The sequence below is a fragment of the Labrys sp. LIt4 genome, assembly GCF_017813775.1.
In the GTDB taxonomy this organism is placed as follows: domain Bacteria; phylum Pseudomonadota; class Alphaproteobacteria; order Rhizobiales; family Labraceae; genus Labrys; species Labrys okinawensis_A.
On record NZ_JAGIPY010000015.1, the window covers coordinates 35,415 to 57,579 of the forward strand.

The 22,165-nt window shown below is 64.7% G+C and carries 20 protein-coding genes; 11 read left to right on the plus strand and 9 right to left on the minus strand.

Annotation, left to right across the window (positions count from 1 at the left end; genetic code table 11):
- Window positions 1–151: 151 nt before the first annotated feature.
- The 7 genes from kdpB to gloB form a co-directional block, all read right to left on the minus strand.
- Entirely contained in the window at window positions 152–2,203 is a 2,052-nt protein-coding gene (kdpB, locus tag J8I29_RS23210) for a potassium-transporting ATPase subunit KdpB (protein WP_209433465.1), read from the minus strand.
- Window positions 2,204–2,333: 130 nt separating this feature from the next.
- The gene (kdpA, locus tag J8I29_RS23215) at window positions 2,334–4,043 is read right to left on the minus strand and encodes a potassium-transporting ATPase subunit KdpA (RefSeq protein ID WP_209433466.1); all 1,710 of its coding nucleotides are present in this window, start codon (window positions 4,041–4,043) and stop codon (window positions 2,334–2,336) included.
- A 189-nt stretch (window positions 4,044–4,232) separates the two neighbouring features.
- Window positions 4,233–4,331, minus strand: coding sequence for a K(+)-transporting ATPase subunit F (gene kdpF / locus J8I29_RS23220; RefSeq protein ID WP_209433467.1), 99 nt, complete (start codon window positions 4,329–4,331; stop codon window positions 4,233–4,235).
- A gap of 210 nt (window positions 4,332–4,541) precedes the next feature.
- A complete protein-coding gene (locus J8I29_RS23225) occupies window positions 4,542–4,943 on the minus strand; it encodes a PIN domain-containing protein (protein WP_209433468.1) in 402 nt (133 codons plus the stop codon).
- 5 nt (window positions 4,944–4,948) lie between these two features.
- Window positions 4,949–5,179 (minus strand): AbrB/MazE/SpoVT family DNA-binding domain-containing protein, encoded by a 231-nt coding sequence (locus J8I29_RS23230; protein ID WP_105865410.1) that lies wholly within the window; start codon window positions 5,177–5,179, stop codon window positions 4,949–4,951.
- 69 nt (window positions 5,180–5,248) lie between these two features.
- The gene (locus J8I29_RS23235; RefSeq protein ID WP_209433469.1) at window positions 5,249–5,683 is read right to left on the minus strand and encodes a cupin domain-containing protein; all 435 of its coding nucleotides are present in this window, start codon (window positions 5,681–5,683) and stop codon (window positions 5,249–5,251) included.
- 80 nt (window positions 5,684–5,763) lie between these two features.
- Window positions 5,764–6,531, minus strand: coding sequence for a hydroxyacylglutathione hydrolase (gloB, locus tag J8I29_RS23240; protein ID WP_209433470.1), 768 nt, complete (start codon window positions 6,529–6,531; stop codon window positions 5,764–5,766).
- A gap of 114 nt (window positions 6,532–6,645) precedes the next feature.
- Here gloB and J8I29_RS23245 point away from each other — a divergent pair, with 114 nt between their 5' ends.
- A complete protein-coding gene (locus J8I29_RS23245; RefSeq protein ID WP_209433471.1) occupies window positions 6,646–8,133 on the plus strand; it encodes an aromatic amino acid lyase in 1,488 nt (495 codons plus the stop codon).
- 93 nt (window positions 8,134–8,226) lie between these two features.
- Complete coding sequence (locus J8I29_RS23250) at window positions 8,227–9,081, plus strand: amidohydrolase family protein (RefSeq protein ID WP_209433472.1); 855 nt, start codon at window positions 8,227–8,229, stop codon at window positions 9,079–9,081.
- A 12-nt stretch (window positions 9,082–9,093) separates the two neighbouring features.
- On the opposite strand, the gene J8I29_RS23255 is transcribed toward J8I29_RS23250, so the two are convergent.
- Window positions 9,094–10,545, minus strand: a complete 1,452-nt coding sequence (locus tag J8I29_RS23255) for a M48 family metalloprotease (protein WP_209433473.1) — start codon at window positions 10,543–10,545, stop codon at window positions 9,094–9,096.
- Window positions 10,546–10,566: 21 nt separating this feature from the next.
- Entirely contained in the window at window positions 10,567–11,325 is a 759-nt protein-coding gene (locus J8I29_RS23260; protein ID WP_209433474.1) for a thermonuclease family protein, read from the minus strand.
- Between the two features lie 290 nt (window positions 11,326–11,615).
- Between J8I29_RS23260 and J8I29_RS23265 the strand changes: the two genes are divergently transcribed.
- The 9 genes from J8I29_RS23265 to fdxA (J8I29_RS23305) all read left to right on the plus strand — a co-directional run bounded on the left by J8I29_RS23265 (window position 11,616) and on the right by fdxA (J8I29_RS23305) (window position 21,721).
- The gene (locus tag J8I29_RS23265; protein WP_068293571.1) at window positions 11,616–11,954 is read left to right on the plus strand and encodes a P-II family nitrogen regulator; all 339 of its coding nucleotides are present in this window, start codon (window positions 11,616–11,618) and stop codon (window positions 11,952–11,954) included.
- Window positions 11,955–12,004: 50 nt separating this feature from the next.
- Window positions 12,005–13,318, plus strand: a complete 1,314-nt coding sequence (locus J8I29_RS23270; RefSeq protein WP_209433475.1) for an ammonium transporter — start codon at window positions 12,005–12,007, stop codon at window positions 13,316–13,318.
- Between the two features lie 292 nt (window positions 13,319–13,610).
- Window positions 13,611–15,185 (plus strand): ABC transporter substrate-binding protein, encoded by a 1,575-nt coding sequence (locus tag J8I29_RS23275; RefSeq protein WP_181161369.1) that lies wholly within the window; start codon window positions 13,611–13,613, stop codon window positions 15,183–15,185.
- Between the two features lie 127 nt (window positions 15,186–15,312).
- Complete coding sequence (locus J8I29_RS23280; RefSeq protein WP_105865401.1) at window positions 15,313–16,263, plus strand: ABC transporter permease; 951 nt, start codon at window positions 15,313–15,315, stop codon at window positions 16,261–16,263.
- 9 nt (window positions 16,264–16,272) lie between these two features.
- Window positions 16,273–17,106, plus strand: a complete 834-nt coding sequence (locus tag J8I29_RS23285) for an ABC transporter permease (RefSeq protein WP_105865400.1) — start codon at window positions 16,273–16,275, stop codon at window positions 17,104–17,106.
- A gap of 10 nt (window positions 17,107–17,116) precedes the next feature.
- Window positions 17,117–18,742, plus strand: coding sequence for an ABC transporter ATP-binding protein (locus J8I29_RS23290; protein WP_105865399.1), 1,626 nt, complete (start codon window positions 17,117–17,119; stop codon window positions 18,740–18,742).
- Window positions 18,743–18,813: 71 nt separating this feature from the next.
- Window positions 18,814–20,814, plus strand: coding sequence for a CocE/NonD family hydrolase (locus tag J8I29_RS23295; RefSeq protein ID WP_209433476.1), 2,001 nt, complete (start codon window positions 18,814–18,816; stop codon window positions 20,812–20,814).
- Window positions 20,815–20,885: 71 nt separating this feature from the next.
- Window positions 20,886–21,236, plus strand: a complete 351-nt coding sequence (gene fdxA / locus J8I29_RS23300) for a ferredoxin FdxA (RefSeq protein ID WP_209433477.1) — start codon at window positions 20,886–20,888, stop codon at window positions 21,234–21,236.
- 146 nt (window positions 21,237–21,382) lie between these two features.
- A complete protein-coding gene (gene fdxA, locus J8I29_RS23305; protein WP_105865397.1) occupies window positions 21,383–21,721 on the plus strand; it encodes a ferredoxin FdxA in 339 nt (112 codons plus the stop codon).
- Window positions 21,722–22,165 lie beyond the last annotated feature (444 nt).

Below are 22,165 nucleotides of genomic sequence, written 5' to 3' on the forward strand. Positions count from 1 at the left end.
GGTTTGCTCCCTTGGAGAGCGAAAACGGGATTGCCTCGGAAGGCGGGAGCCCTCCCTGCGAGGAGGGACGGTGTGCGGGCCGTGGATCGGTTCGGCGCGGACAGAGCGAGCCAGCGGGCCACGCTCCATCCGCTTCTCGTGCGCATCGCCGTCACACCAGGTGCAGGGCGGCGACGACGAGGTCGATCAGCTTGATGCCGATGAACGGCACCAGCAGCCCGCCGAGGCCGTAGACCAGGAGATTGCGCCTGAGCAGCGCCGCCGCGCCGACCGGCCGGTAGGCAACGCCCTTGAGGGCCAGCGGAATCAGGGCGATGATGATCAGCGCGTTGAAGATCACCGCCGAGAGGATGGCCGACTGGGGCGAAGCCAGGTTCATCACGTTCAGGGCGCCGAGCTCGGGATAGGTCGCGATGAACAGGGCCGGGATGATGGCGAAATATTTGGCGACGTCGTTGGCGATCGAGAAGGTGGTGAGCGAGCCGCGGGTCATCAGCAATTGCTTGCCGATGCCGACGATCTCGATCAGCTTGGTGGGGCTGGAGTCCAGGTCCACCATGTTGCCCGCCTCGCGCGCCGCCTGGGTGCCGGTCTGCATGGCGACGCCGACATCGGCCTGGGCCAGCGCCGGGGCGTCATTGGTGCCGTCGCCGCACATGGCGATGAGGCGGCCGCCGGTCTGTTCCTTGCGGATATAGGCGAGCTTCTCCTCCGGCGTGGCTTCGGCCAGGAAGTCGTCCACGCCGGCCTCCGAGGCGATCGCAGCGGCGGTGATCGGATTGTCGCCCGTCACCATCACCGTGCGGATGCCCATCGAACGCAGTTCGGCAAAGCGCTCCTTGATGCCGGGCTTCACCACGTCCTTGAGGTGCACGACGCCGAGAATGCGGCTGCCGTCGGTAACGCCGAGCGGCGTGCCGCCCGTGCGGGCAACCTTCTCCACCGCCTGGCGGAAGGCGGCAGGGGCGGCCTCCAGCGTGGTGCCGGCGAACTTCACGATCGCATCGACCGCGCCCTTGCGGATGGAACGCCCGTCGATATCGATACCCGACAGGCGGGTCTGGGCCGCGAAAGCGATCGTGGTGATCGCCTTGGCTGTCAGGTCCGGCTGGGCAAGACCATAGTCGCTCTGGGCAAGGGCGATGATCGAGCGGCCCTCGGGGGTCTCGTCGGCAAGGCTCGCCAGCAGCACGGCTTCGGCCAGATCCTGCTCGCTGACGCCGGGGACGGCCAGGAATTCGGTCGCCATGCGGTTGCCGAAGGTGATGGTGCCGGTCTTGTCGAGCAGCAGGGTATCGACGTCGCCGGCAGCCTCGACCGCGCGGCCCGAGGTGGCCACCACGTTGAAACGGATCAGGCGATCCATGCCGGCGATGCCGATGGCCGAGAGCAGGCCGCCGATGGTGGTGGGGATGAGGGTGACCAGCAACGCCACCAGCACGGTGATGGAGAGCAGCGTGCCGGAATAGCCGGCAAGGCCCCACAGCGTGACCACGGCGATCAGAAAGATCAGCGTCATGCCCGAGAGCAGGATCGACAGGGCGATCTCGTTGGGGGTTTTCTGGCGCTCGGCGCCCTCGACCAACGCGATCATGCGATCGATGAAGGAAGAGCCGGGCTGGGTGGTGATGCGCACCTTGATCCAGTCCGACAGCACCTGCGTGCCGCCGGTGACGGCGGAGCGGTCGCCGCCGGATTCGCGGATCACGGGGGCGGATTCGCCGGTGATGGCGCTCTCGTTGACCGACGCCACGCCTTCGATCACCTCGCCGTCGCCGGGAATGAGGTCACCGGCTTCGACGATGACGATGTCGCCGACGCTGAGCCTGGTGGCATCGATCACCTGGAAGTTTCCCAGCTCGGCCGCCGCCGAAGGCATGCGTTTGGCCTTGAGGTCGGACTTGGTGCGCTTGAGGCTCTCGGCCTGCGCCTTGCCGCGCCCCTCGGCCACGGCTTCGGCGAAGGTGGCGAACAATACGGTGAACCACAGCCAGGCGGCGATCTGCGCACTGAAGCCGGCGCCGGCGCCGGCGAAGGCGTCACGCAGGCTGAGCACGGTGACCAGGGCCGCCACGACCTCGGTGACGAAGATCACCGGGTTGCGGACGAGCAGCCTGGGATCGAGCTTGACGAAGGCATCCCTGATCGCCGGCAGCAGGATGGCCGCGTCGAACATGGACGGGGATGTAGGTTTGGAAGACATGACAGCCGTTCCCGGAAAGCATTTTCGAACGAAGCGGATGCAGGTTCGCGTGACGAAAATGCGGTATGAAAAAGTGGCTGAAGGTGTCCCGAGCCGGTACGGCCCGGGATGGCCTCAGAAGGTTTTGCGGTCAGAACGTTTTTCCCGCGAGCATGACGAAATGCTCGACGATCGGCCCCAGCGCGAGGGCCGGGAAGAATTGCAGGCCGCCCACGATCAGGATGATGCCGACCAACAGGCCGACGAAAAGCGGCGTGTGTGTCGGGAAGGTACCGGCCGAGGCGGGTACCCTGGTCTTGGCGGCCAGGGAGCCGGCGATTGCCATCACCGGCACCACATAGGCAAAACGGCCCAGCAGCATGGTGATGCCGAGGGTGGTGTTGAACCAGGGCGTATTGCCCGACAGGCTGGCAAAGGCCGAGCCATTGTTGCCCGCTGCCGAGGAGTAGGCGTAGAGAAGCTCGCTGAGGCCGTGCGGGCCGGCATTGCCGAGTTGCGACAGGGCGAAAGACGCCATGGCGGAGATCGCGGTGAAGCCCAGAATCGCGGTGGGCAGGATCAGGATCGCCAGCACGGCGAACTTCATCTCGCGCGATTCGATCTTCTTGCCGAGGAACTCCGGGGTGCGACCGACCATGAGGCCGGCGATGAACACGCTGAGAATGGCGAAGACGACCATGCCGTAGAGGCCCGAGCCGACACCGCCGGGCAGCACTTCGCCCAGCTGGATCAGGAACATCGGGATCAGGCCGCCGAGCGGTGTGAGCGAGGAATGCATGGCGTTGACCGCGCCGCAGGACAGGCCCGTGGTGACGGCGACGAAGACGGCCGACATCGCCTGGCCGAAACGCAGTTCTTTGCCTTCCATATTGCCGAGGGCCGGATCGAGGCCGAGATGTGCGAGGATCGGATTGCCTGACGTCTCCGCCCAATAGACCACGGCGACACCGGCGATCAGGAGGACGCCCATGGCCGAGAGCAGGGCCCAGCCCTGGCGGCGGGAGCCGACCATCAGGCCGAACGCATAGACGAGCGCCGCCGAAATCGACAGCATCGAGAAGATCGACAGGTAATTGGCCAGCGCGGTGGGATTCTCGAAGGGATGGGCGGAATTGGCGTTGAAGAAGCCGCCGCCATTGGTGCCGAGCTGCTTGATCGCTTCCTGGCTCGCCATCGGCCCCATGGCGATGGTCTGCCTGGCGCCTTCCAGCGTGGTGGCGTCGACGCTGGCCTGCAGGGTCTGGGGAATGCCCATCGCCACGAAAGCCAGGGCGACGACGACGGCGATCGGCAGCAATATGTAAAGCGACGACCGGGTCAGATCGACCCAGAAATTGCCGAGCGTCTGGCCGCCCGAGCGCATGAAGGCCCGGGTGAGAGCCAGTGCCAGGGCGATGCCGGTGGCGGCCGAGACGAAATTATGCACCGTGAGCCCGGCCATCTGGCTGAAATGGCTCATGGTGCTTTCGCCCGCATAGTTCTGCCAGTTGGTGTTGGTGACGAAGCTCACCGCCGTGTTGAAAGCCAGATCCGGCGTCAGATTGCCAAAACCCTGCGGATTGAGCGGCAGATAGGCCTGCAGCCGCAGGATCGCGTAAAGCGAGGCAAATCCTGCCATGCTGAAGAACAGCATGGCGAGTGTATAGGCGAGCCATCCCTGTTCCCGGACCGGATCAATCCCGGAAAGTTTGTAAAAACCCTTCTCGACCGGCGTCAGGATAGGCGAGAGGAAGGTCCTCTCACCGGAGAAGACACGAGCCATATAGGCTCCCAGTGGCTTCACCGCTGCGAGCACCAAAGCGAACAGAAGGATGATCTGAAGCCATCCGTTCAAGGACATGGAAGTTCTCCAAAAGAGCACGGGCCCCGCTGAATTTCTCGCGGGAAGGGTTCCCTGGAGAAATCGGCGTTGGGCCCGGAAAAGCGAGAAAGCGCAGGAGGCGGGACCGTTTCCCGATGAGCCGGTCCCGCCCCCGCCGCGCACCGGCGCGGGGGCAGCCGGCACGGGAGGGCGGTGAAGCCACGCAGCTCAGAAACGTTCGGGGCGCACCAGCGTGAAGACGAGATAGGCGCCGAGCAGGATGGCCACGAGCAGGCCTATGAGGGGATCGAACATGATGCGCCTCACAGCCTGTCGAGGACGCGGGCATAGATGACCATCAGCAGCAGGCCGCCGAGCCCCAGCGCCATATAGGCAAGATCTAGCATGACAAACTCCAACCCGATTGGGCATGGATGTGGTTTGCCACCAAAGCGCGTCAGGGTTCGATTGCGATTATCGAGCCCGGGCATAAGGAAAGTGTAAGGATTGGGGTGGACGCCGGAGCCCAAAACGAGATTAAGGCAGAAATGGATTGACGATGCGCAGGCGCCCTTCGACGAACAGGCCGTTCTGCATGTCCTCGGACCACAGCCTGTCGCAGTCATTTATCAGGGCTGCCGCGACGATCATGGCGTCATAGACCGAGAGCTTATAGCGTTCGGCCAGGTCGATCCCGGTCTCGTGGATTTCGACGGTGTTGGGTATAACCTGTAATAAGCTGCGCAAAGGCGACAGGAATTGCCGAGTTTCCTGCCATGACATGGTAAGTTTACGGCGGGTCACATTGGCGATTTCGTTCAAGACCTGAACGCTGATCGTGCCGCCCGTGAGGAGAAGTTCTTCTGCACGGTCCGCCTTGCTCGTATCCGACGATGCCAGATAGAGCAGAATATTCGTATCGAAGAAATCACCGGGCATCGGCGCTATCGCGCATTGGCTTCATCGCGGTCAAATGTGAAATCCGCGGGCAATCTTCCGCGAAAAGCGCGCAACCTGCGCAGCAATTCCTCGCGGCCAGGTTTGCGGGCAATTTCCAATTGCCGCTCGTCGGCGATACGGATTTCGATGTCGTCGCCTTCTTTCAGCTGGAGCGCCTCGACGACTACGGCAGGAATGCGAACAGCCAGGCTATTGCCCCATTTAGCGACCTGCATGAATACGGCTCCGGATATACATACCATAGTATGTATAGGGTCTCGGTAGCCTGTCAACCTCGCCCCAAGCTATCGCAGACTCGGCGCCCAGTCCGGCGGGGCCAGCTCGAAGCCTTCGAAGCGGAAGCCGGGGGCAACGGTGCAGCCGACCAGGGTCCAGTCGCCGAGGCTGCGGGCTGCCTGCCAAACGCCCTTGGGCACCACGCCCTGCGGCCGCTGGCCGGCGGCGAGATCCGTGCCGAGGATCAGGTGTTCCGTGGTCGCGCCGTCGGCCGAAAGGTCGAGGGCCAGTGGAGAGCCGGCATGGAAATGCCAGATCTCGGCGGCGTCGACCCGGTGCCAATGCGAGCGCTCGCCCGCCTGGAGCAGGTAATAGATCGCAGTCGAGGCCGGCCTGTCGCCGTGGTGGGGTGAGTCCTGGAAGGTCTGCACATAATGCCCGCCTTCGGGGTGGGGTTGCATGCCGAGGAGGGTGATGATGTCGGCGGCAGTCGTCATGGTCATTTCTGCTGTCTCGAAAAAAGCCGATATCCGGGGCTCCTGGCGGAAGCAAGGGCCCGGGTGCCCGCGAGCCCGCGAGTCTGTCAGAAGTGGTTCTTGCGCTCGCGCAGTTCGGCGAACACGGCGACGGGATCCGCCCCCGCCAGCCCGAGCTGCGCGGCAATGCCGGGGTCGTCGGCGCGCAGGAAGGGATTTTCGCGCTTCTCGGCGCCGAGCAGGACGGGCAGGGTGAAGCGGTGGGCGCCGCGCTGGACCTCGACCTCGGCGGCTCGCCGGGCCAGCGCCTCGTTGGCGGGATCGACCGTGAGGGCGAAGCGTGCATTGGCGAGGGTGTATTCGTGCCCGCAATAGAGCCGGGTGTCGTCGGGCAGGGCGCGCAATTTGGTGAGCGATCGCCACATATCGGCCGGCGTGCCTTCGAACAGCCGGCCGCAGCCCAGCGAGAACAGGGTGTCGGCGGCAAACAGCAGCTTCTCCTGCCTGAACCAGTAGGCGATATGGCCGACCGTATGACCGGGCGTATCGATGATCTCGGCCACGAGCGAGCCGACATCCACGGTGTCGCCTTCGCTGACAGTCTCGTCGACGGCGGGGATGCGGTGGGCATCGGCTTTCGCCGCCACCACCCGACAGCCATAGGAGGTTTTCAGCGCCTCGATGCCCTCGACGTGATCGGCATGGTGATGGGTGACCAGGATGTCGGTGAGCCGCCAGCCGCGCCGCTCGAGCGCCGCTTCGATCGCTTCGGCCTCCGGCGCGTCGATGGCCGCGGTGCGTCCGCTCGCCTCGTCATGGAGCAGCACGCCGAAATTGTCGCTCCGGCACAAGAACAGTTCGATCAGCGCGCTCATTCTCACCCTCGCGGCATGCACATTTCCTTGGAGATGCGACTCCTTCTATGCGATTGGCGATGCGAGGTCACGCAAACGATGGCGCGGACCGACGGTGATGAAGGAGTTCAAGGCATGTCCGGCGAAACCGTGGTGATCGGCGATGCGCCCCTGACCATCGATGCGCTGGCCGCCATCGCCGCCGACCGCCGTCCGGTCGTGTTGTCGCGCCGTGCGCGTGAGCGCATCGGCGCGGCGCGCACGGTGATCGAGCAGGCCATCGCGGAGAACAAGCCGGTCTATGGGCTGACCACCGGGCTTGGCGCGGGCGTCGACACCCGGCTTTCCGCTGACGATCTCGCAGCCTTCCAGCGGCGCGTCGCCTTTGCACGCGCGGTCGGGGTGGGCGACGAAATGCCGGTCGCCGAGGTCAGGGCCATGATGGCGGCCCGCATCGCCGGCATGAGCGTCGGCCGGACCGGGGTATCCCTGGCGGTGGTCGAGGCGCTGGCCGCGGCCCTCAATGCCGGATTTCATCCCATCGTGCCGACGATCGGCTCGATCGGGGCCGCCGACCTCGCGCCGCTTGCCCATATGGCCTTGGCACTGCTCGGCGAAGGTCAGGCCGAATATCGTGGCGAACGCCTGGACGGCGCCGAGGCCTTGCGCCGCGCCGGGCTGCAGCCAGTGCCGATCGGGCCGAAGGACGGGCATGCGCTGGTGGTGGCCAATGCCGCCTCTACCGGCCGCGGTGCCCTGGTGCTCGCCGAGGCGCGCCTGGCGCTCGATACGCTCGACCGTGCCGCGGCCCTGTCGATGGAAGCCTTCGGCGCCAACATCACGCCGCTGTCGGAGGCCGTGAATGCCGCCCGACCGGCCCCCGGCCAGCTTGAGGCGGCCCGCATGATCTATGCCTTGCTGGCCGGCGGCCCGCTTGGCGACAACAAGGCGAGCCGGCGCGTTCAGGACCCGTTGTCCTTCCGCTGCGTCGCGCCGGTGCATGGCGCCGCGCGCACCGCCTTCGCCGAGGCGGAGGCGATGGTGCTGCTCGAACTCAACCATTCCGGCGACAATCCGGTGATCGTCGAGGGGCAATTGGTGTCCAACGGCAATTTCGACATGACCGGCTTCACGCTGCGCTTCGAGGCGCTTTCGCAGGCCCTCTCCCATGCGGCGACGATCTCCGCCCAGCGGGCCCTGAAGCTGATGTCGCCCGTCTATTCCGACCAGCCGCGCTTTCTCACGCCGATGGGCCAGAGCCGCACCGGCTTTGCCACGCTGCAGAAGGCGATCGGCGCGCTGGAAGGCGAGATCCGGGCACGGGCGCAGCCGGCGACCCTGGCCTTGCTGCATGCGGCCGATGGCGTCGAGGACCATGCCGCCAATGCGCCGGCAGCGGTGACCAAGCTGGGCGAGAGCGCGGAGCGCCTCCTGGTGCTGGCGGCCTGCGAATTGGTGGTGGCGGCCCAGAGCATCGATCTGCGCGGCTCTGTGACGCTGGGCGAGGGCACCGCCCGCATCCGCGATTTCGTCCGCGCCCATGTCGAGCGCCTGGAGGAAGACCGTCCGAGCGGCCCGGACGTCTCCCGGCTGGCGGATGCGATCCGGGCGCGGGGGTGGTGAGGCTGACCGGCATTCCGGCTGGTTGACCGTCTATTTGTCAGGCAATAGCTTGAAGCCAATCAAAACGATCAACGCCATCCGGGCCCTGACATCATGCTCGACTACCCCATCATCGACAGTCACGTTCATCTGCTCGATCCGGCACGTCTCGGCTATGCCTGGACGCAGGGCATCACCGGCCTGCGCTCCAAGGCTGAGCCGGCGGATGTGTTCGCTGCAGCCAAGCCGGTCGAGGTCGAGCGTTTCGTCTTCGTGGAGGTCGATGTCGATGCCGGCCAGCATCTGGCCGAAGCCGCCTGGGTCAGCGAGCTTGCGGCGGCCGAGCCGCGGCTGGGCGGCATGGTGGCGAACCTGCCGCTCGAAAAGGGGGTGGCGGTCGAGGCCGATCTCGAGCAACTGCGCCAACACAAGCCCCTGCGAGGCATCCGGCGGCTGATCCAGGGCCAGTCCGATCCGGACTTCTGCCTGCGGCCCGATTTCCTGGCCGGCCTCAAGCTGCTGGCCCGCCATGATCTTTCCTTCGACATCTGCATCCTGCACCACCAATTGCCGAACGCGATCCGCATGGTGCAGCAATGCCCGGATGTCCGCTTCGTGCTCGATCATATCGGCAAGCCGGCGATCAAGGCGGGCGAGATGGACCCCTGGCGTGCCGATTTGAAGCGGCTCGCCGCGTTGCCCAACGTCCATTGCAAGATTTCCGGCGTGTGCACGGAGGCCGATCACCGTACCTGGACCCGCCAGGAGATCACGCCCTATGTCGAGCATGCCCTAGAAAGCTTCGGCTTCGAGCGCGTGATGTTCGGCTCGGATTGGCATGTGCTGGAACTGGCGGGGACCTATCCCGACTGGGTGCATGTCGTCGACGAGATCGTGCATGACTGCTCGCCGTCGGAGCGGCGCAAGCTGTTCAGGGACAATGCGGCGGCGTTCTATCGGCTCGGATGAGGCCGCGCGCCGCTACTGCGTGACGACCTTGACCCGGTCGCCCGGCCTGAGCGGGCTGGTTTCGTCGAAGCCGTTCAGCACAAGGAAGCGCTCGAGCTGATCCTGCGGCCCGGCCATGCGGGCCGCCAGGGATTGCAGCGTGTCGCCCGAGCGCACGGTGACGATATCGATATGCTCGGGGCGTACATTGCGCTGCTCTTCCGGGGTCATGCGCCGGAAGCTGTTGGCGGTTTCCTGGAACAGGGCGTCGGTCGCGGCATTGAGGTCGCGCGCCGCCAGGATCAGGCGGTAGACGTCGCTGCCGAAGCGGATGGCATAGAGGCGGAAGCTCCAGTCCGTGCCGCGGGCGAGGGCGGTTGCCGCCTCGTTGCCGTTGATGCGCAGGGTGGAAACCGAGGAGGTATCCACGCCGCTGATCCAGCCGGAGGCGAGATAGTCGGACAGCGACTGGCCATCCTTGGTCTTGACCGTGTCGAGACGCAGCGCCCGGCCGTTGCCATCGATGCCGAGAATGGCCTGCGGCGTGTTGTCGAGGGTGAAATTGGGCGGCGCGATGAAGGTGAAGGCCAGGCGCGGCTGCCAGAAGATGCGGCCCTGCACATAGCCTTGCGCGGGATCCTCGCCATAGGTGAGCCCGTCGATCACCGACAGATAGCGGAATTTGTCATGCTCGCCCGAGCCGGGGGCGCCATACTGGGCCGCCTCGGTGTTGGCCTTGGCGATGCGTTCGGGCGTGGAGGGATGGGTCGACAGGAAGTCCGGCGTGGTCTGGCGCGAACGCGCCTCCACCTGCCGGCGCATCGAGGTCAGGAAGCGCGCCGCGCCATAGGGATCGAAGCCGGCCTTGGCGATGGTGCGGATGCCGATCTCGTCGGCGTTCAACTCCTGCTGGCGCGAAAAGCTGGCCAGGCTGTTCTGGCTCGAGGATACCAGGCCGGGATTGTGCACCATGCTGGCCACCTTGGAGACGACCAGGGACTGACGCTCGCGATCGGCGCGCGCGGCGGCATGGCGCGCGGAGACATGCGCCATCTCATGGGCGATCACGGCAGCAATTTCGGCATCGTCATTGGCGAGCGCGAGCAGGCCGCGTGTCACGTAGAGCCGGCCGGAGGGCAGGGCGAAAGCATTGATCGACGAGGCGTTCAGCACCGTCAGCTTGTAGGGAATGTCGGGCCGATCGGACTGGGCGGCGAGACGCTGAACGAGATCGTCGAGATAGCGCTCCAGGGCGGCGTTGCGATAGGCGCCGCCATAGGAAGCCAGGACGCGGGCGCTTTCGCGGTCCTCCGCGTTGGGGGGAGCGATGACGCGCGGAGCGTCTGCGGGAAGGGCTGCCGGCGTGGCGCGCGAAGGATCGCCCGCCTCGTTGTCGCCCACGGTGGCGCAAGAGGACAGGCCGAGCGCGAGCGCCAGGGCACAAACCCACCGCCAGTTCGGTTGTCTTGCCGCGCCCCCCAGCATCTCGTCCAGCTTCCACTCCTCCTACGGCGACACCGGCGCGACCTGTTCGATCGCCGCCGGCTCGGTAATTTCGATGCGGGGCCCGTCGCGCATCGTCACGACGCCGCGGGCCCTGACATAGCTGCCCTCGAGGGCAGTGGCGGTGAGACCGGTTGCCTCGAAACGTGGCCATTGTTTGGCGGGTATCGCCAAAGTCACGTCTTCGCGCCAGATTTTGCCGAAATCGATCCACACGGTCGTCTTCGTCACTCCAACATGCAGCACGCGTCCCGCCACGATGACGAAGCCGTCGGCGTGGCGGGCAACGGCCTCGGGAGTCACCGCATCGGCGACTGCATAGCCCGGTTCGGCCCAGAGGCCAAGCCGAGCCCGACGGGCATTGTCTTCTGCAGTCATTAATTCTGTGTAACACGCCTCTTCCCCAACGGAAGGTCGAATGCGCGCCAGTCCGCGGGCGGTGAGATCGGCCACGAGGTCGCGGCCCTCGAGATAGAGAGCTCCGCGCAACGCGCCATGCCTGTCTGGCGTCGCCGAACCCACCAGGGTCGCGACGGTGCCGGCAAGATCGGGCAGCCGCAGCGAGGCAAGATCCACGCCCGCAAGCCGGATCCTGCGACCGTCCGCGAGCAGAATATGACCGTCACCGCTCTTGCCGGCAATCGTCACATTCTCGCCGGCTTCCGCCGGGACGGCGCAGGGATCAGCCAATGCCGCGTGCAGATTGCTCGAAAATATCGCAACGGCGGCCATTGTGCCTAAAATTTGCGCAGACCATGGCAAGCGAGTGGCCCTCACATTGAGCAGAGGTAATTTTTGTCGTGATTTTTCATGATCTTAGCATGTCGTTTCGCAGTTGGCACGCGGCTTGAAAGAGCGTGTTCGACCGCAACGCGACTTTCGTCCGATTGCTCATCTTGCGGCGAAGCTCGATCCGGAACCCGAGCCGCGGTTCCCTGGAGCAAGGCGCGTGTCGAACGAGACGCTCAGTGCTCCAACTCTTTGTTTTGACGCGCCTTCGCGGCTCCTGGCGCCATCGCCAGACCGCAAGGCGCCATAGGGGATAGGACAACATGAAAATAGTGATGGCCATCATCAAGCCGTTCAAGCTCGAGGAGGTGCGCGATGCGCTCACGGGTCTGGGCGTGCACGGTCTGACCGTGACCGAGGTGAAGGGGTATGGCCGCCAGAAGGGGCATACCGAGATCTATCGCGGCGCCGAATATGCGGTGAGCTTCCTGCCCAAGCTGAAGATCGAGGTCGCGGTGCCGAGCGAACTCGTCGCCAAGGTGATCGACGCGATCACCGCAGCCGCCAAGACCGGCCAGATCGGCGACGGCAAGATTTTCGTGATGCCGATCGAAACGGCGGTGCGCATCCGCACCGGCGAGCGCGACGGCGACGCGCTCTAGGTCCCCCGCCGCCGATGCCCTCGACTCCCATGAGACAGGATCCTTTCCAGATGACTTCCCTTCGTTTCCTCAAATCCGCCTTCATGGCCCTCATGGGCGCCCGGCTGCTTGCGGGCCCCGCTCTCGCCCAGACCGCAGCGCCGCCGCCGACGCTGAATTCCGGCGACACGGCCTGGATGCTGGTATCCTGCGCGCTGGTGCTGATGATGATCGCGCCGGGCCTGGGCCTGTTCTATGGCGGCCTGGTGCGTGCCAAGAACATGCTGTCCATCCTCATGCAGGTGCTGATCGTCGCCTCGGTGGTGATGGTGATCTGGGTGTTCTATGGCTATACCCTCGCTTTCAGCGATGGCGGTCCGCTCTTCGGCGGCTTCTCCAAGGCCTTCCTCGCCGGCATCACCAAGGACACGCTGAGCGGCACCATTCCTGAATATGTGTTCGTCTGCTTCCAGATGACCTTCGCGGCGATCACGCCCGCCCTCATCGTCGGCGCCTTCGCCGAGCGCATGAAGTTCTCCGCCGTGGTGCTGTTCTGCCTGCTCTGGGTCACCTTCATCTACATCCCGGTCGCCCATTCGGTGTGGCAGTCCACGGGCTGGCTGTTCAAGCTGGGCGCCTTCGATTTCGCCGGCGGTACCGTCGTGCACATCAATGCCGGCGTTGCCGGCCTGGTGGGCTGCCTGATGATCGGCAAGCGCACCGGCTTCGGCAAGGAGCAGATGCCGCCCCATTCGCTCACCCTCTCCTGGGTCGGCGCCGGCCTGCTGTGGGTCGGCTGGTTCGGCTTCAACGCCGGTTCGGCGCTCTCGGCGGGCGCCAGCGCGGGCCTTGCCATGATGACCACCTTCGTCGCCACGGCCGGCGCGATCCTCGGCTGGTCGCTGATCGAATGGCTCACCCATGGCAAGCCCTCGATGCTGGGCGCCGTCTCCGGCGCGGTCGCCGGCCTGGTGGCCGTGACGCCCGCAGCCGGCTTCGTCGGCCCGGCCGGCGCCATCGCGCTCGGCTTCATCGCCGGCATCGTCTGCTTCTTCTTCGTGACGACCGTGAAGAATGCCTTCGGCTATGACGACAGCCTCGACGTGTTCGGCGTGCATGGCATCGGTGGCATCCTCGGCGCTCTCGGTACCGGCGTGCTGGCTTCGCCTTCGCTGGGCGGCGTCGGCTATGCCGAAGGCGTGACGATGGGCAGCCAGCTCTGGGTGCAGGTCGAGGCGGTTGCCTTCACCGTGGCGATGACGGGCATCGGTTCGGCGATCCTGTTCAAGCTGGTCGACCTCGTCGTCGGCCTGCGTGTCGACCGCCAGACGGAGGCCGAAGGCCTCGATATCGTCGAACATGGTGAACGCGCCTATCACAGCTGAGCCTGACTGTACGACACGGATGCGATCCCCGGCCTACGGCCGGGGATTTCGTTTTTTGCCCGGAATGGCAGAAAATCGATCGTCTCCGGTGAAATTCCGGCTTTACCTCACGCTCAAATCTCCAAATCCCATCTGATTCAAGCTTCACGAAAATGAAGGAACGTCGCCCTGCTGTCATTTGATGTCGTTTGTAGGTCTCTTGCACAGCGGCTTGCAGGACACGATAGTGGGCAGGTCGAACGCTCGGGCAACGAGCGCAAATTCCATCAGGCGAGCCGCAGGGAACATTGACATGACGGGTAAGAACTTCACGCAGCAAGGGTCGGGTCTCATTCTCGACCGCCGCGAATTGATGAAGAGCGCCGCGGCGCTCGGCCTGAGCCTCGGCGGGTTGGGAGCGCTCGGCGGGTCGGCCCTGGCGGCCGACACCCCCAAGAAAGGCGGCACCTTGAAGCTGGGCATGGAGGGCGGTTCGGCCTCCGACAGTCTCGATCCGCGCACCTATGCCGATTCCGTGCCGATCTCCTACGGCTACCAGATCTGCAACGGCTTCGTCGAAATCGGCGATGACGGCCTGCCCAAGGGCGAGTTGTTCGAAAGCTGGGAATACAAGCCCGGCGCCAAGGAATGGATCTTCAACATCCGTAAGGACGTCACCTTCCATAATGGCAAGACGCTCGACGCCGATGATGCGATCTATTCGATCAACCTGCATCGCGGCGATACCAAATCGGCCGCGAAGGATCTGCTGAGCTCGATCACCGACGTCAAGAAGCTCAGCGCCAACCAGATCCAGATCACCTTGTCCGAGGGCAATCTCGACCTGCCCTACAACCTTTCCGACTATCACGTCCTGTGCGTGCCCAACGGCTACAGCGACTTCTCCAAGCTGGTCGGCACCGGCGCCTACAAGCTCGAAGTGTTCGAGCCCGGCGTGCGCGTGGTCACCAAGAACACCGGCAATTACTGGAAGCCCGGCCGCGGCAATTTCGACGGGATCGAGCTGCAATACATCCAGGATCAAGCGTCGCGCCTGCAGGCCCTGATTTCGGGCCAGGTCGATGCCATCAACCGTCTCGACGCCAAGACCATGGACATCGTGACCTCCTCGCCCGACGTCAGCGTGGTGCAGAGCAAGGGCACCGGCAACCGCTTCGCCTTCGTGGCGCTGTGTGACACCGATCCCTATACCAATGCCGACCTGCGCTGGGCGCTGAAATATGGCATGGACCGCAAGAAGATCGTCGACACCGTCTATCAGGGCTATGCCACCGTCGGCAACGACACCACCATCAGCCCGTCGCACAAATACTATGCCAAGGATGTGCCGCAGACGCCCTACGATCCGGAGAAGGCGGCTTTCCACTACAAGAAGGCCGGCAGCCCCAAGCTGGAGCTCAAGGTTTCGGAAGGTGCCTATAATGGCGCGACCGATGCGGGCCTGCTCTACCAGGAAGCCATGAAGCAGGCGGGCATCGACCTCACGGTCACGCGCGTTTCGGGCGATGGCTACTGGTCGAACATCTGGCTGAAGGAGCCGTTCTGCGCTGTCTATTGGGGCGGCCGTCCCAATATCGATCTGCAGCTCTCCCAGACCTTCCTGTCCACCGCCAATTGGAACGACACCCATTGGAAGCGGCCGGAATTCGACAAGCTCCTGATCTCCGCCCGCGTCGAAACCGACGAAGCCAAGCGCGCTCAGATCTATGCCGAATGCCAGAAGATGATCCACGACGATGGCGGCATGGTCTGCTACGCGGTCGGCGACTATCTCGATGCCTACTCCAAGAAGATCATGGGAACGGCTCCGCACCCGCGCTACGACATGTGCGACCAGCGTGTCGCCGAAAAGGGCTGGTTCGCCTGAGAACTCTTGGGGGCGACACGCGTGAGGCGTCTCGCCCCCTACCTTTCAAACTGCGGAATGACGGGCGCGCGCGGGGGGAACTGCAGCGTGCCCGGCCTCCGTCGGCAACAGGTCGAAAGGGCACATTGTGGGACGTCTTATTGGTTGGCGCATCGTCCAGGGGGTGGCGACGCTCTTCGCAATCTCCCTCATTCTGTTTATTCTAACCCTCAATCTGCAGGGAAATGCGGCGGATGCCGTACTCGGCCAGGCTGCAACGGCGGAAACCAAGGCCGCTTTCGAACGCAGCATCGGCCTCGATGTGCCGGCCTGGCAGCGTTATCTGAGCTGGCTGTGGAACATCATCACCCATTTCGATTTCGGCCGGTCCTATACCAACCAGAACGTCATCGTGAACGATCTGTGGCCGCGCTTCACCAACACGCTGTTCCTGGCCTGCTATGCCGCTGTGATCGCCGTACCGCTCGCGGTGATCACCGGCATCACCTGCGCCATCACCGAAGGGCGTCTGGCTGACAGGGCCGCCAATGTGCTGGCGCTGATCGCCATCTCGCTGCCGGAGTTCTTCATCGGCGGCGTGCTGATCCTGCTCTTTGCCGGTTATTGGCGCTGGTTTCCGCCGCTGGCGGCCGTCCATCCCGACATGGGCTTCTTCACCCGCCTTTACGTGACCTTCCTGCCGGCGGTGGCGCTGACCTGCCTGGTCACCGCCCATATGATGCGCATGACACGCAATTCGGTGCTGTCGATCATGTCGACGCCCTATGTCGAAATGGGCTTCCTCAAGGGCCTGACGCGTGCCCGCGTCGTCACCAAGCACGCGCTGCCGAACGCGGCCTCGCCGATCATTTCGGTGGTGGCGCTGAACATCGCCTATCTCGTGGTCGGCGTGGTCGTGATCGAGAAAGTGTTCACCTATCCCGGCGTCGGCCAATACATGATCGACGCAGTGACCAAGCGTGACGTGCCGGCGATTCTGGCGTGCGGCATCCTGTTTGCGGCCGTGTTCATCATCCTCAATACGATTGCCGACGTGCTGGCGATCATCCTCAATCCGCGTCTGCGGCATCCCCGGTAGGAGAGCAGCATGGTCATTTTCGGACACAAGGCGCCGCTCACCGCCGTCATCGGCCTGTTTATCATTGCGCTCAACGTGGTCATCGCGGTCGCCGGTCCCTGGCTTGCGCCCTATTCGGAGACGCAGACCGTCGGCAAGACCTGGGCGACGATTTCAGCGACGAGCTGGCTGGGAACCGACCAGATCGGCCGCGACATGCTCACGCGCCTGATCTACGGTGCCCGCCTCACCATCGGTATCGCACTCGTCACCACCATCCTGTCCTTCGCCATCGGCATCACGCTCGGTCTGGTGGCCGCTGTGACCGGGCGCTGGATCGATGCCGTGCTTTCGCGCACCGTCGACATCGTGATGTCGGTGCCGCTGCTGATCTGGGCCCTGATCATCCTGTCGATCTTCGGCCAGACCCTGACGTCGCTGGTGCTGACCATCGCCTTCCTCGACTCTAGCCGCGTCTATCGCCTCGCCCGCGCGCTCGGCATGAATCTCGCCTCGCTCGATTTCGTCGAGGTGGCCAGGCTGCGCGGCGAGGGCATCTGGTGGGTGGTCTGGCGCGAGATCCTGCCCAATGCCGCCGCTCCCCTGATGTCGGAATTCGGCCTGCGCTTCTGCTTCAACTTTCTGTTCATCGCCGCGCTGAGCTTCATCGGCCTCGGCGTGCCCCTGCCATATGCGGACTGGGGCGGCATGGTGCGCGACAACATCACCAGCCTCAAGCTCGGGCGGGCGGCGGCGCTCTATCCTGCTGCCGCCATCGCTCTCCTCACCATCGGCATCAATCTTGTGGTCGATTGGTTCCTGTCGATCGATGCCCGCCCGTCCGGCGCGCAGGCGGAAATGTAAGGGGGCTGAGATGGCAGATAACAAAACCTCTTCCGACCTGATCCTCGAGCTCGAAAAGCTCAAGGTCGAGACCATCACCGGCCGGGTTCTCGTCGACAATGTCGATGTGACACTGCGGCGGGGCGAGATCCTCGGCCTCATCGGCGAATCCGGTGCCGGCAAATCCACCATCGGCCTGGCGTCGATGGCCTATGCCCGCGCCGGCATGCGCATCACCGGCGGCTCGATCAAGCTCGACGGCACCGAACTGCGCGCCTCCACCGCCGCGCAGCGCCGCAACTTCCGCGGCAAGAGCATCGCCTATATCGCTCAGAGCGCCGCCGCCTCCTTCAACCCGGCCATGACGCTGATGGACCAGGTCTGCGAGGCGCCGGTCGTGCATGGCGTGATGACGCGGCCGGAAGCGGAAGCCTATGCCCGCAAGCTCTTCCGCATCCTGCAGCTGCCCAATCCCGACACGATCGGCGACCGCTACCCGCATCAGGTCTCGGGTGGCCAGCTTCAGCGTGCCATGGCCGCGATGGCGATGAGCTGCCGGCCCGATGTGATCGTGCTGGACGAGCCCACCACGGCGCTCGACGTCACCACCCAGATCGAGGTGCTCGCTCTGCTGCGCGACCTCATCCGGGAATTCGGGACGGCCGGCCTCTACATCACCCATGACCTCGCCGTGGTGGCGCAGATCGCCCACCGCATCATGGTGTTGCGCCACGGCAAGACCGTCGAGGTCGGCGAGGCCAAGCAAGTGCTGGAGGCTCCGCGGACCGATTATGCCCGCGCCCTGGTGAATGAGCGCCGCGAGGCCGAGCATCTCCAGCTCACCGCCCCGCCAGAGGGGGCCGAGCCGGTACTCTCCATGACGAACGTCACTGCCGGCTACGGCCCGGTTGCGATCGTCAAGAATGCCTCGTTCAAGCTTGCGAAGGGCGAGACCCTGGCGGTGGTGGGCGAGTCCGGCTCCGGCAAGAGCACGATCGCGCGCATCGTCGTCGGCCTGCTGCCGCGCTGGGAAGGTGACGTCTCGCTCAACGGCAAGACCCTGCCGCCTGCGCTGCCCCAGCGCAGCAAGGACATCCTGCGGCGCCTGCAGATGGTGCATCAGATGCCGGACGTCGCGCTCAATCCGCGCCAGACCCTGGGCCAGATCATCGGGCGGCCGGTGAGCTTCTATTTCAACCGCTCTGCAGGAGACGTGCGCAAGCGCGTGCTCGAATTGCTGCGCCAGGTAGGCCTGCCCGAGGAGTTCGCCGATCGCCGGCCCGGACAGCTCTCAGGCGGCCAGAAGCAGCGCGTCTGCATTGCGCGCGCATTGGCCGCCGAGCCGGAGGTGATCATCTGCGACGAGCCGACTTCCGCTCTCGACCCGCTGGTGGCGGAGGACGTGTTGAAGCTCCTCAAGAAGCTGCAGGACGATCTCGGCCTCGCCTATATTTTCATCACCCACGATCTCGGCACGGTGCGCCGCATCGCCCATCGCACGGCGGTGATGTTCAAGGGCGAGATCATCGCCCAGGGGCCCACGGCGGATATCTTCGCACCGCCCTTCCATCCCTACACGGAGAAGCTGATCAGCTCCGTGCCGGAGATGGATACGCATTGGCTCGACAATATTCTCGCCAGCCGCAAGGTGGCGTGATCCAATGGTTCGCTGAAAGGGCCGGTCTTCGGACCGGCCCTTTTCGTTCGTTTTTCTTGAAGTATTTTCCAATGTCCCCTGTCCGCACGATCGAACATTTCTTCATTCCCCTTGCCGACGGCACTCGGCTGGCCGCGCGCCTCTGGCTGCCCGAGGATGCCGAAGCCAGGCCGGTGCCGGCGATCCTCGAATATATTCCCTATCGCAAGCGCGACGGCACGCGCGGGCGGGACGAGCCAATGCATGGCTGGTTTGCGGCCAATGGCTATGCCGCCATCCGCGTCGACATGCGCGGCAGCGGCGAGTCCGACGGCCTGCTCGAGGATGAATATCTGCAGCGGGAACTCGATGACGCCTGCGAGGTGATCGCCTGGCTGGCGGCCCAGCCCTGGTGCACGGGTTCCGTCGGCATGATGGGCAAGAGCTGGGGCGGCTTCAATTGCCTGCAGGTCGCGGCGCTCAACCCGCCGACCCTCAAGGCCGTCATCACCGTCTGCTCCACCGACGACCGTTATGCCGACGACATCCATTTCATGGGCGGCACCCTGCTCAACGACAATCTGTGGTGGGGCTCGATCATGCTGGCCTATCAGGCCCGGCCGGCCGATCCGGCGCTGGTCGGCGAGGCCTGGCGGGCGCAATGGCAGCATCGCCTCGATCATCTGCCCTTCTTCCCGGCGCTCTGGCTCGCGCATCAAAGGCGCGACGCCTATTGGCGGCACGGCTCGATTTGCGAGGATTTCTCGGCTGTGCAATGTCCCGTCTTTGCTGTCGGCGGCTGGGGCGATGCCTATACCAATGCCATTCCCCGCCTGCTCGAGGGGCTCACCGTGCCCAGGCTCGGCCTGATCGGGCCCTGGGCGCATATCTATCCGCAGGACGGCGTGCCGGGGCCGGCCATCGGCTTCCTGCAGGAGGCCACGCGCTGGTGGGATCACTGGCTGAAGGGGGTGGATCGCGGCATCATGGCCGAGCCGATGATGCGGGCCTTCGTCGAGGAGTGGACACCGCCGGGCCATCGCGATCCGGTGCCCGGCCGCTTTGTCGGCGAGACGACATGGCCGTCGCCGGAGATCGTCGCCAGGGCCGTCCATCTGGCGCCGGGCGCCTTGGCGGCCGAGCCCGGCCGGGCCAGCGAAATCGCCTTCACCTCGCCGGCCTGGACGGGAGCGGCGGCAGGCGAATGGATGGGCACCGGCGTCGCCGGCGAGGAACCGGCCGATCAGCGCCATGACGATGCCTTCTCCTGCTGCTTCGATGGCGAGGTCCTGACCGAACGGCTTGAATTGCTCGGCGCGCCGGAGATCGAGGTGGAGCTCGCCTCCGACAAGCCCCTAGCCCAGCTCTGCGCCCGGCTCTGCGACGTCGCCCCGGATGGTTCCTCGCGCCGTATCGCCTATGGGGTGCTCAACCTGACCCATCGCGACAGCCATGCCGAGCCCGAAGCCCTGGTACCCGGCCGCTTCCATCCCATCCGTCTCAAGCTCAGCGATTGCGGCTATGCCCTCGCGCCGGGCCATCGCCTCAGGCTGGCCTTGTCCACGGCCTATTGGCCGCTGATCTGGCCGGTACCCGAGCCGGTGACGCTCACCTTGCGCTGCCCCGGCCGGTTAACCCTGCCCGTGCGCAGGGCCCGCGCGGATGACGTCGTCATTGCCTTCGAACCGGCGCTGAGCGCGGCCCGTACGCCGACGACCAAGGTCGCAGAGGGACGGATGGCGCGCACCACCTCGCTCGACCTCCTCACTGACACGGCGACCTATGTCACGGAAGGGGAGGGCGGGCTGTTCGGCGAGGGCGTGCTGCGCTTCGACGAGATCGACACCACGCTCTCCCACAGCCTCCGGCGCGAGCTGACCGTCAGGGGCGATGATCCTCTCAGTGCGCGCTACCGCCTCACCGAGAGCTATCAGATGGGGCGCGAGGGCTGGCAGATCCGCATCGAGGTGAAGACCGCGATGCAGGCGACCGCCACCGATTTCATCCTGGAGGGTGAACTCAAGGCCTCGGCCAATGGCGAGATGGCGGCCGAGCGCCGCTGGTATGAGAAAATCCCGCGCGATCTCTTGTGACCGCAATTGCGCCTTGGGCGCGCCATATCGGGCCATTCCATTAGGAACCCCTCCTGAATGGAATGGCCGCCATGACTTACGTGGTCACTGAGAACTGCATCAGATGCAAATATATGGATTGCGTGACCGAGTGCCCGGTGGATTGCTTCCGGGAAGGCGAGACCATGCTCGTTATCGACCCCTTGCTATGCATCGATTGCGGCATCTGCGAACCGGCCTGTCCGGCGGATGCCATCCGCTCCGGTGCCGAGAGCGGGCTGGAGGCCTGGGTTGAATTGAACGCACGGTATGCCCATCTCTGGCCGGAGATCACCGTGCGGCGCGAGCCCGCGGCCGATGCCAGGCAGTGGGACGGCAGGCCGGGCAAGCTCGCCTTGTTATCGCCTCGGCCGGGCGCCGGAGACGCAGGACAGGCCGGGTAGAGGACAGGCCGGGCGTCTTGGCTGTGGTGAACTCAGGCAAGCCTCTACCGCCGCGAATGGCTGCTCTGTGCAGGCGCGCCTTGAACCGTCGGCACAGTTCGGCTAGGCAGTTTTAGCAAGATTATAAACTTTCGGGATTTTCTGGCATGACCTACGTGGTCACTGAGAACTGCATCAAGTGCAAATATATGGACTGCGTGGAAGTCTGCCCGGTGGACTGTTTCTACGAGGGGGAGAATTTTCTCGTCATCCATCCCGACGAATGCATCGATTGCGGTGTCTGTGAGCCCGAATGTCCGGCGGATGCCATCAAGGCCGATACCGAAAAGGGCCTGGAGGCCTGGCTCGAACTGAACGCCAAATTCGCGCAGAGCTGGCCCAACATCACCGTCAAGCGCGACAGCTTCCCTGATTCCAAGGAGTGGGACGGCAAGCCGGACAAGCTGCCGCTGCTCTCGCCGGAACCGGGCCAGGGCGACGCCTAACCGCTGGATCCGGGCCATATCCGAGCCGGTTCGACACGACTGCGCGGGCGGCCTCACCGCCCGCTTTCAGGGCCTTGGGGGCAAGCCGCCGTCGAGGTGCCTGCGGGCATGCCCGTCGCTTTTTGCATAGCGGCTATTCACAAAAACCGCGCGGTATCAACCTTAACGGGCGCTTTCCGCGCCGTTTTTGCGCGTAAAAGCGTTGATTTTTGCCGATTTTTGGTATATATACGGGGCATGGTCAAGAGAGAGACCGAGTTACCCCGCCGCTGCTCCGCACAGGGGCAATTTTTTTGTGCCAGCTTCAAGGGACCTCAGTCGGTCGGTGCAAATTGCGCCGATAGATACATGGAATTTTTGACCGTCCTTCAGTTCGACGTTCCTCGCGGCGGCTCTTGAAGCTTTGGCCTGGTTTCACTGTCGAATGGTGTTTGCGGCAACAGG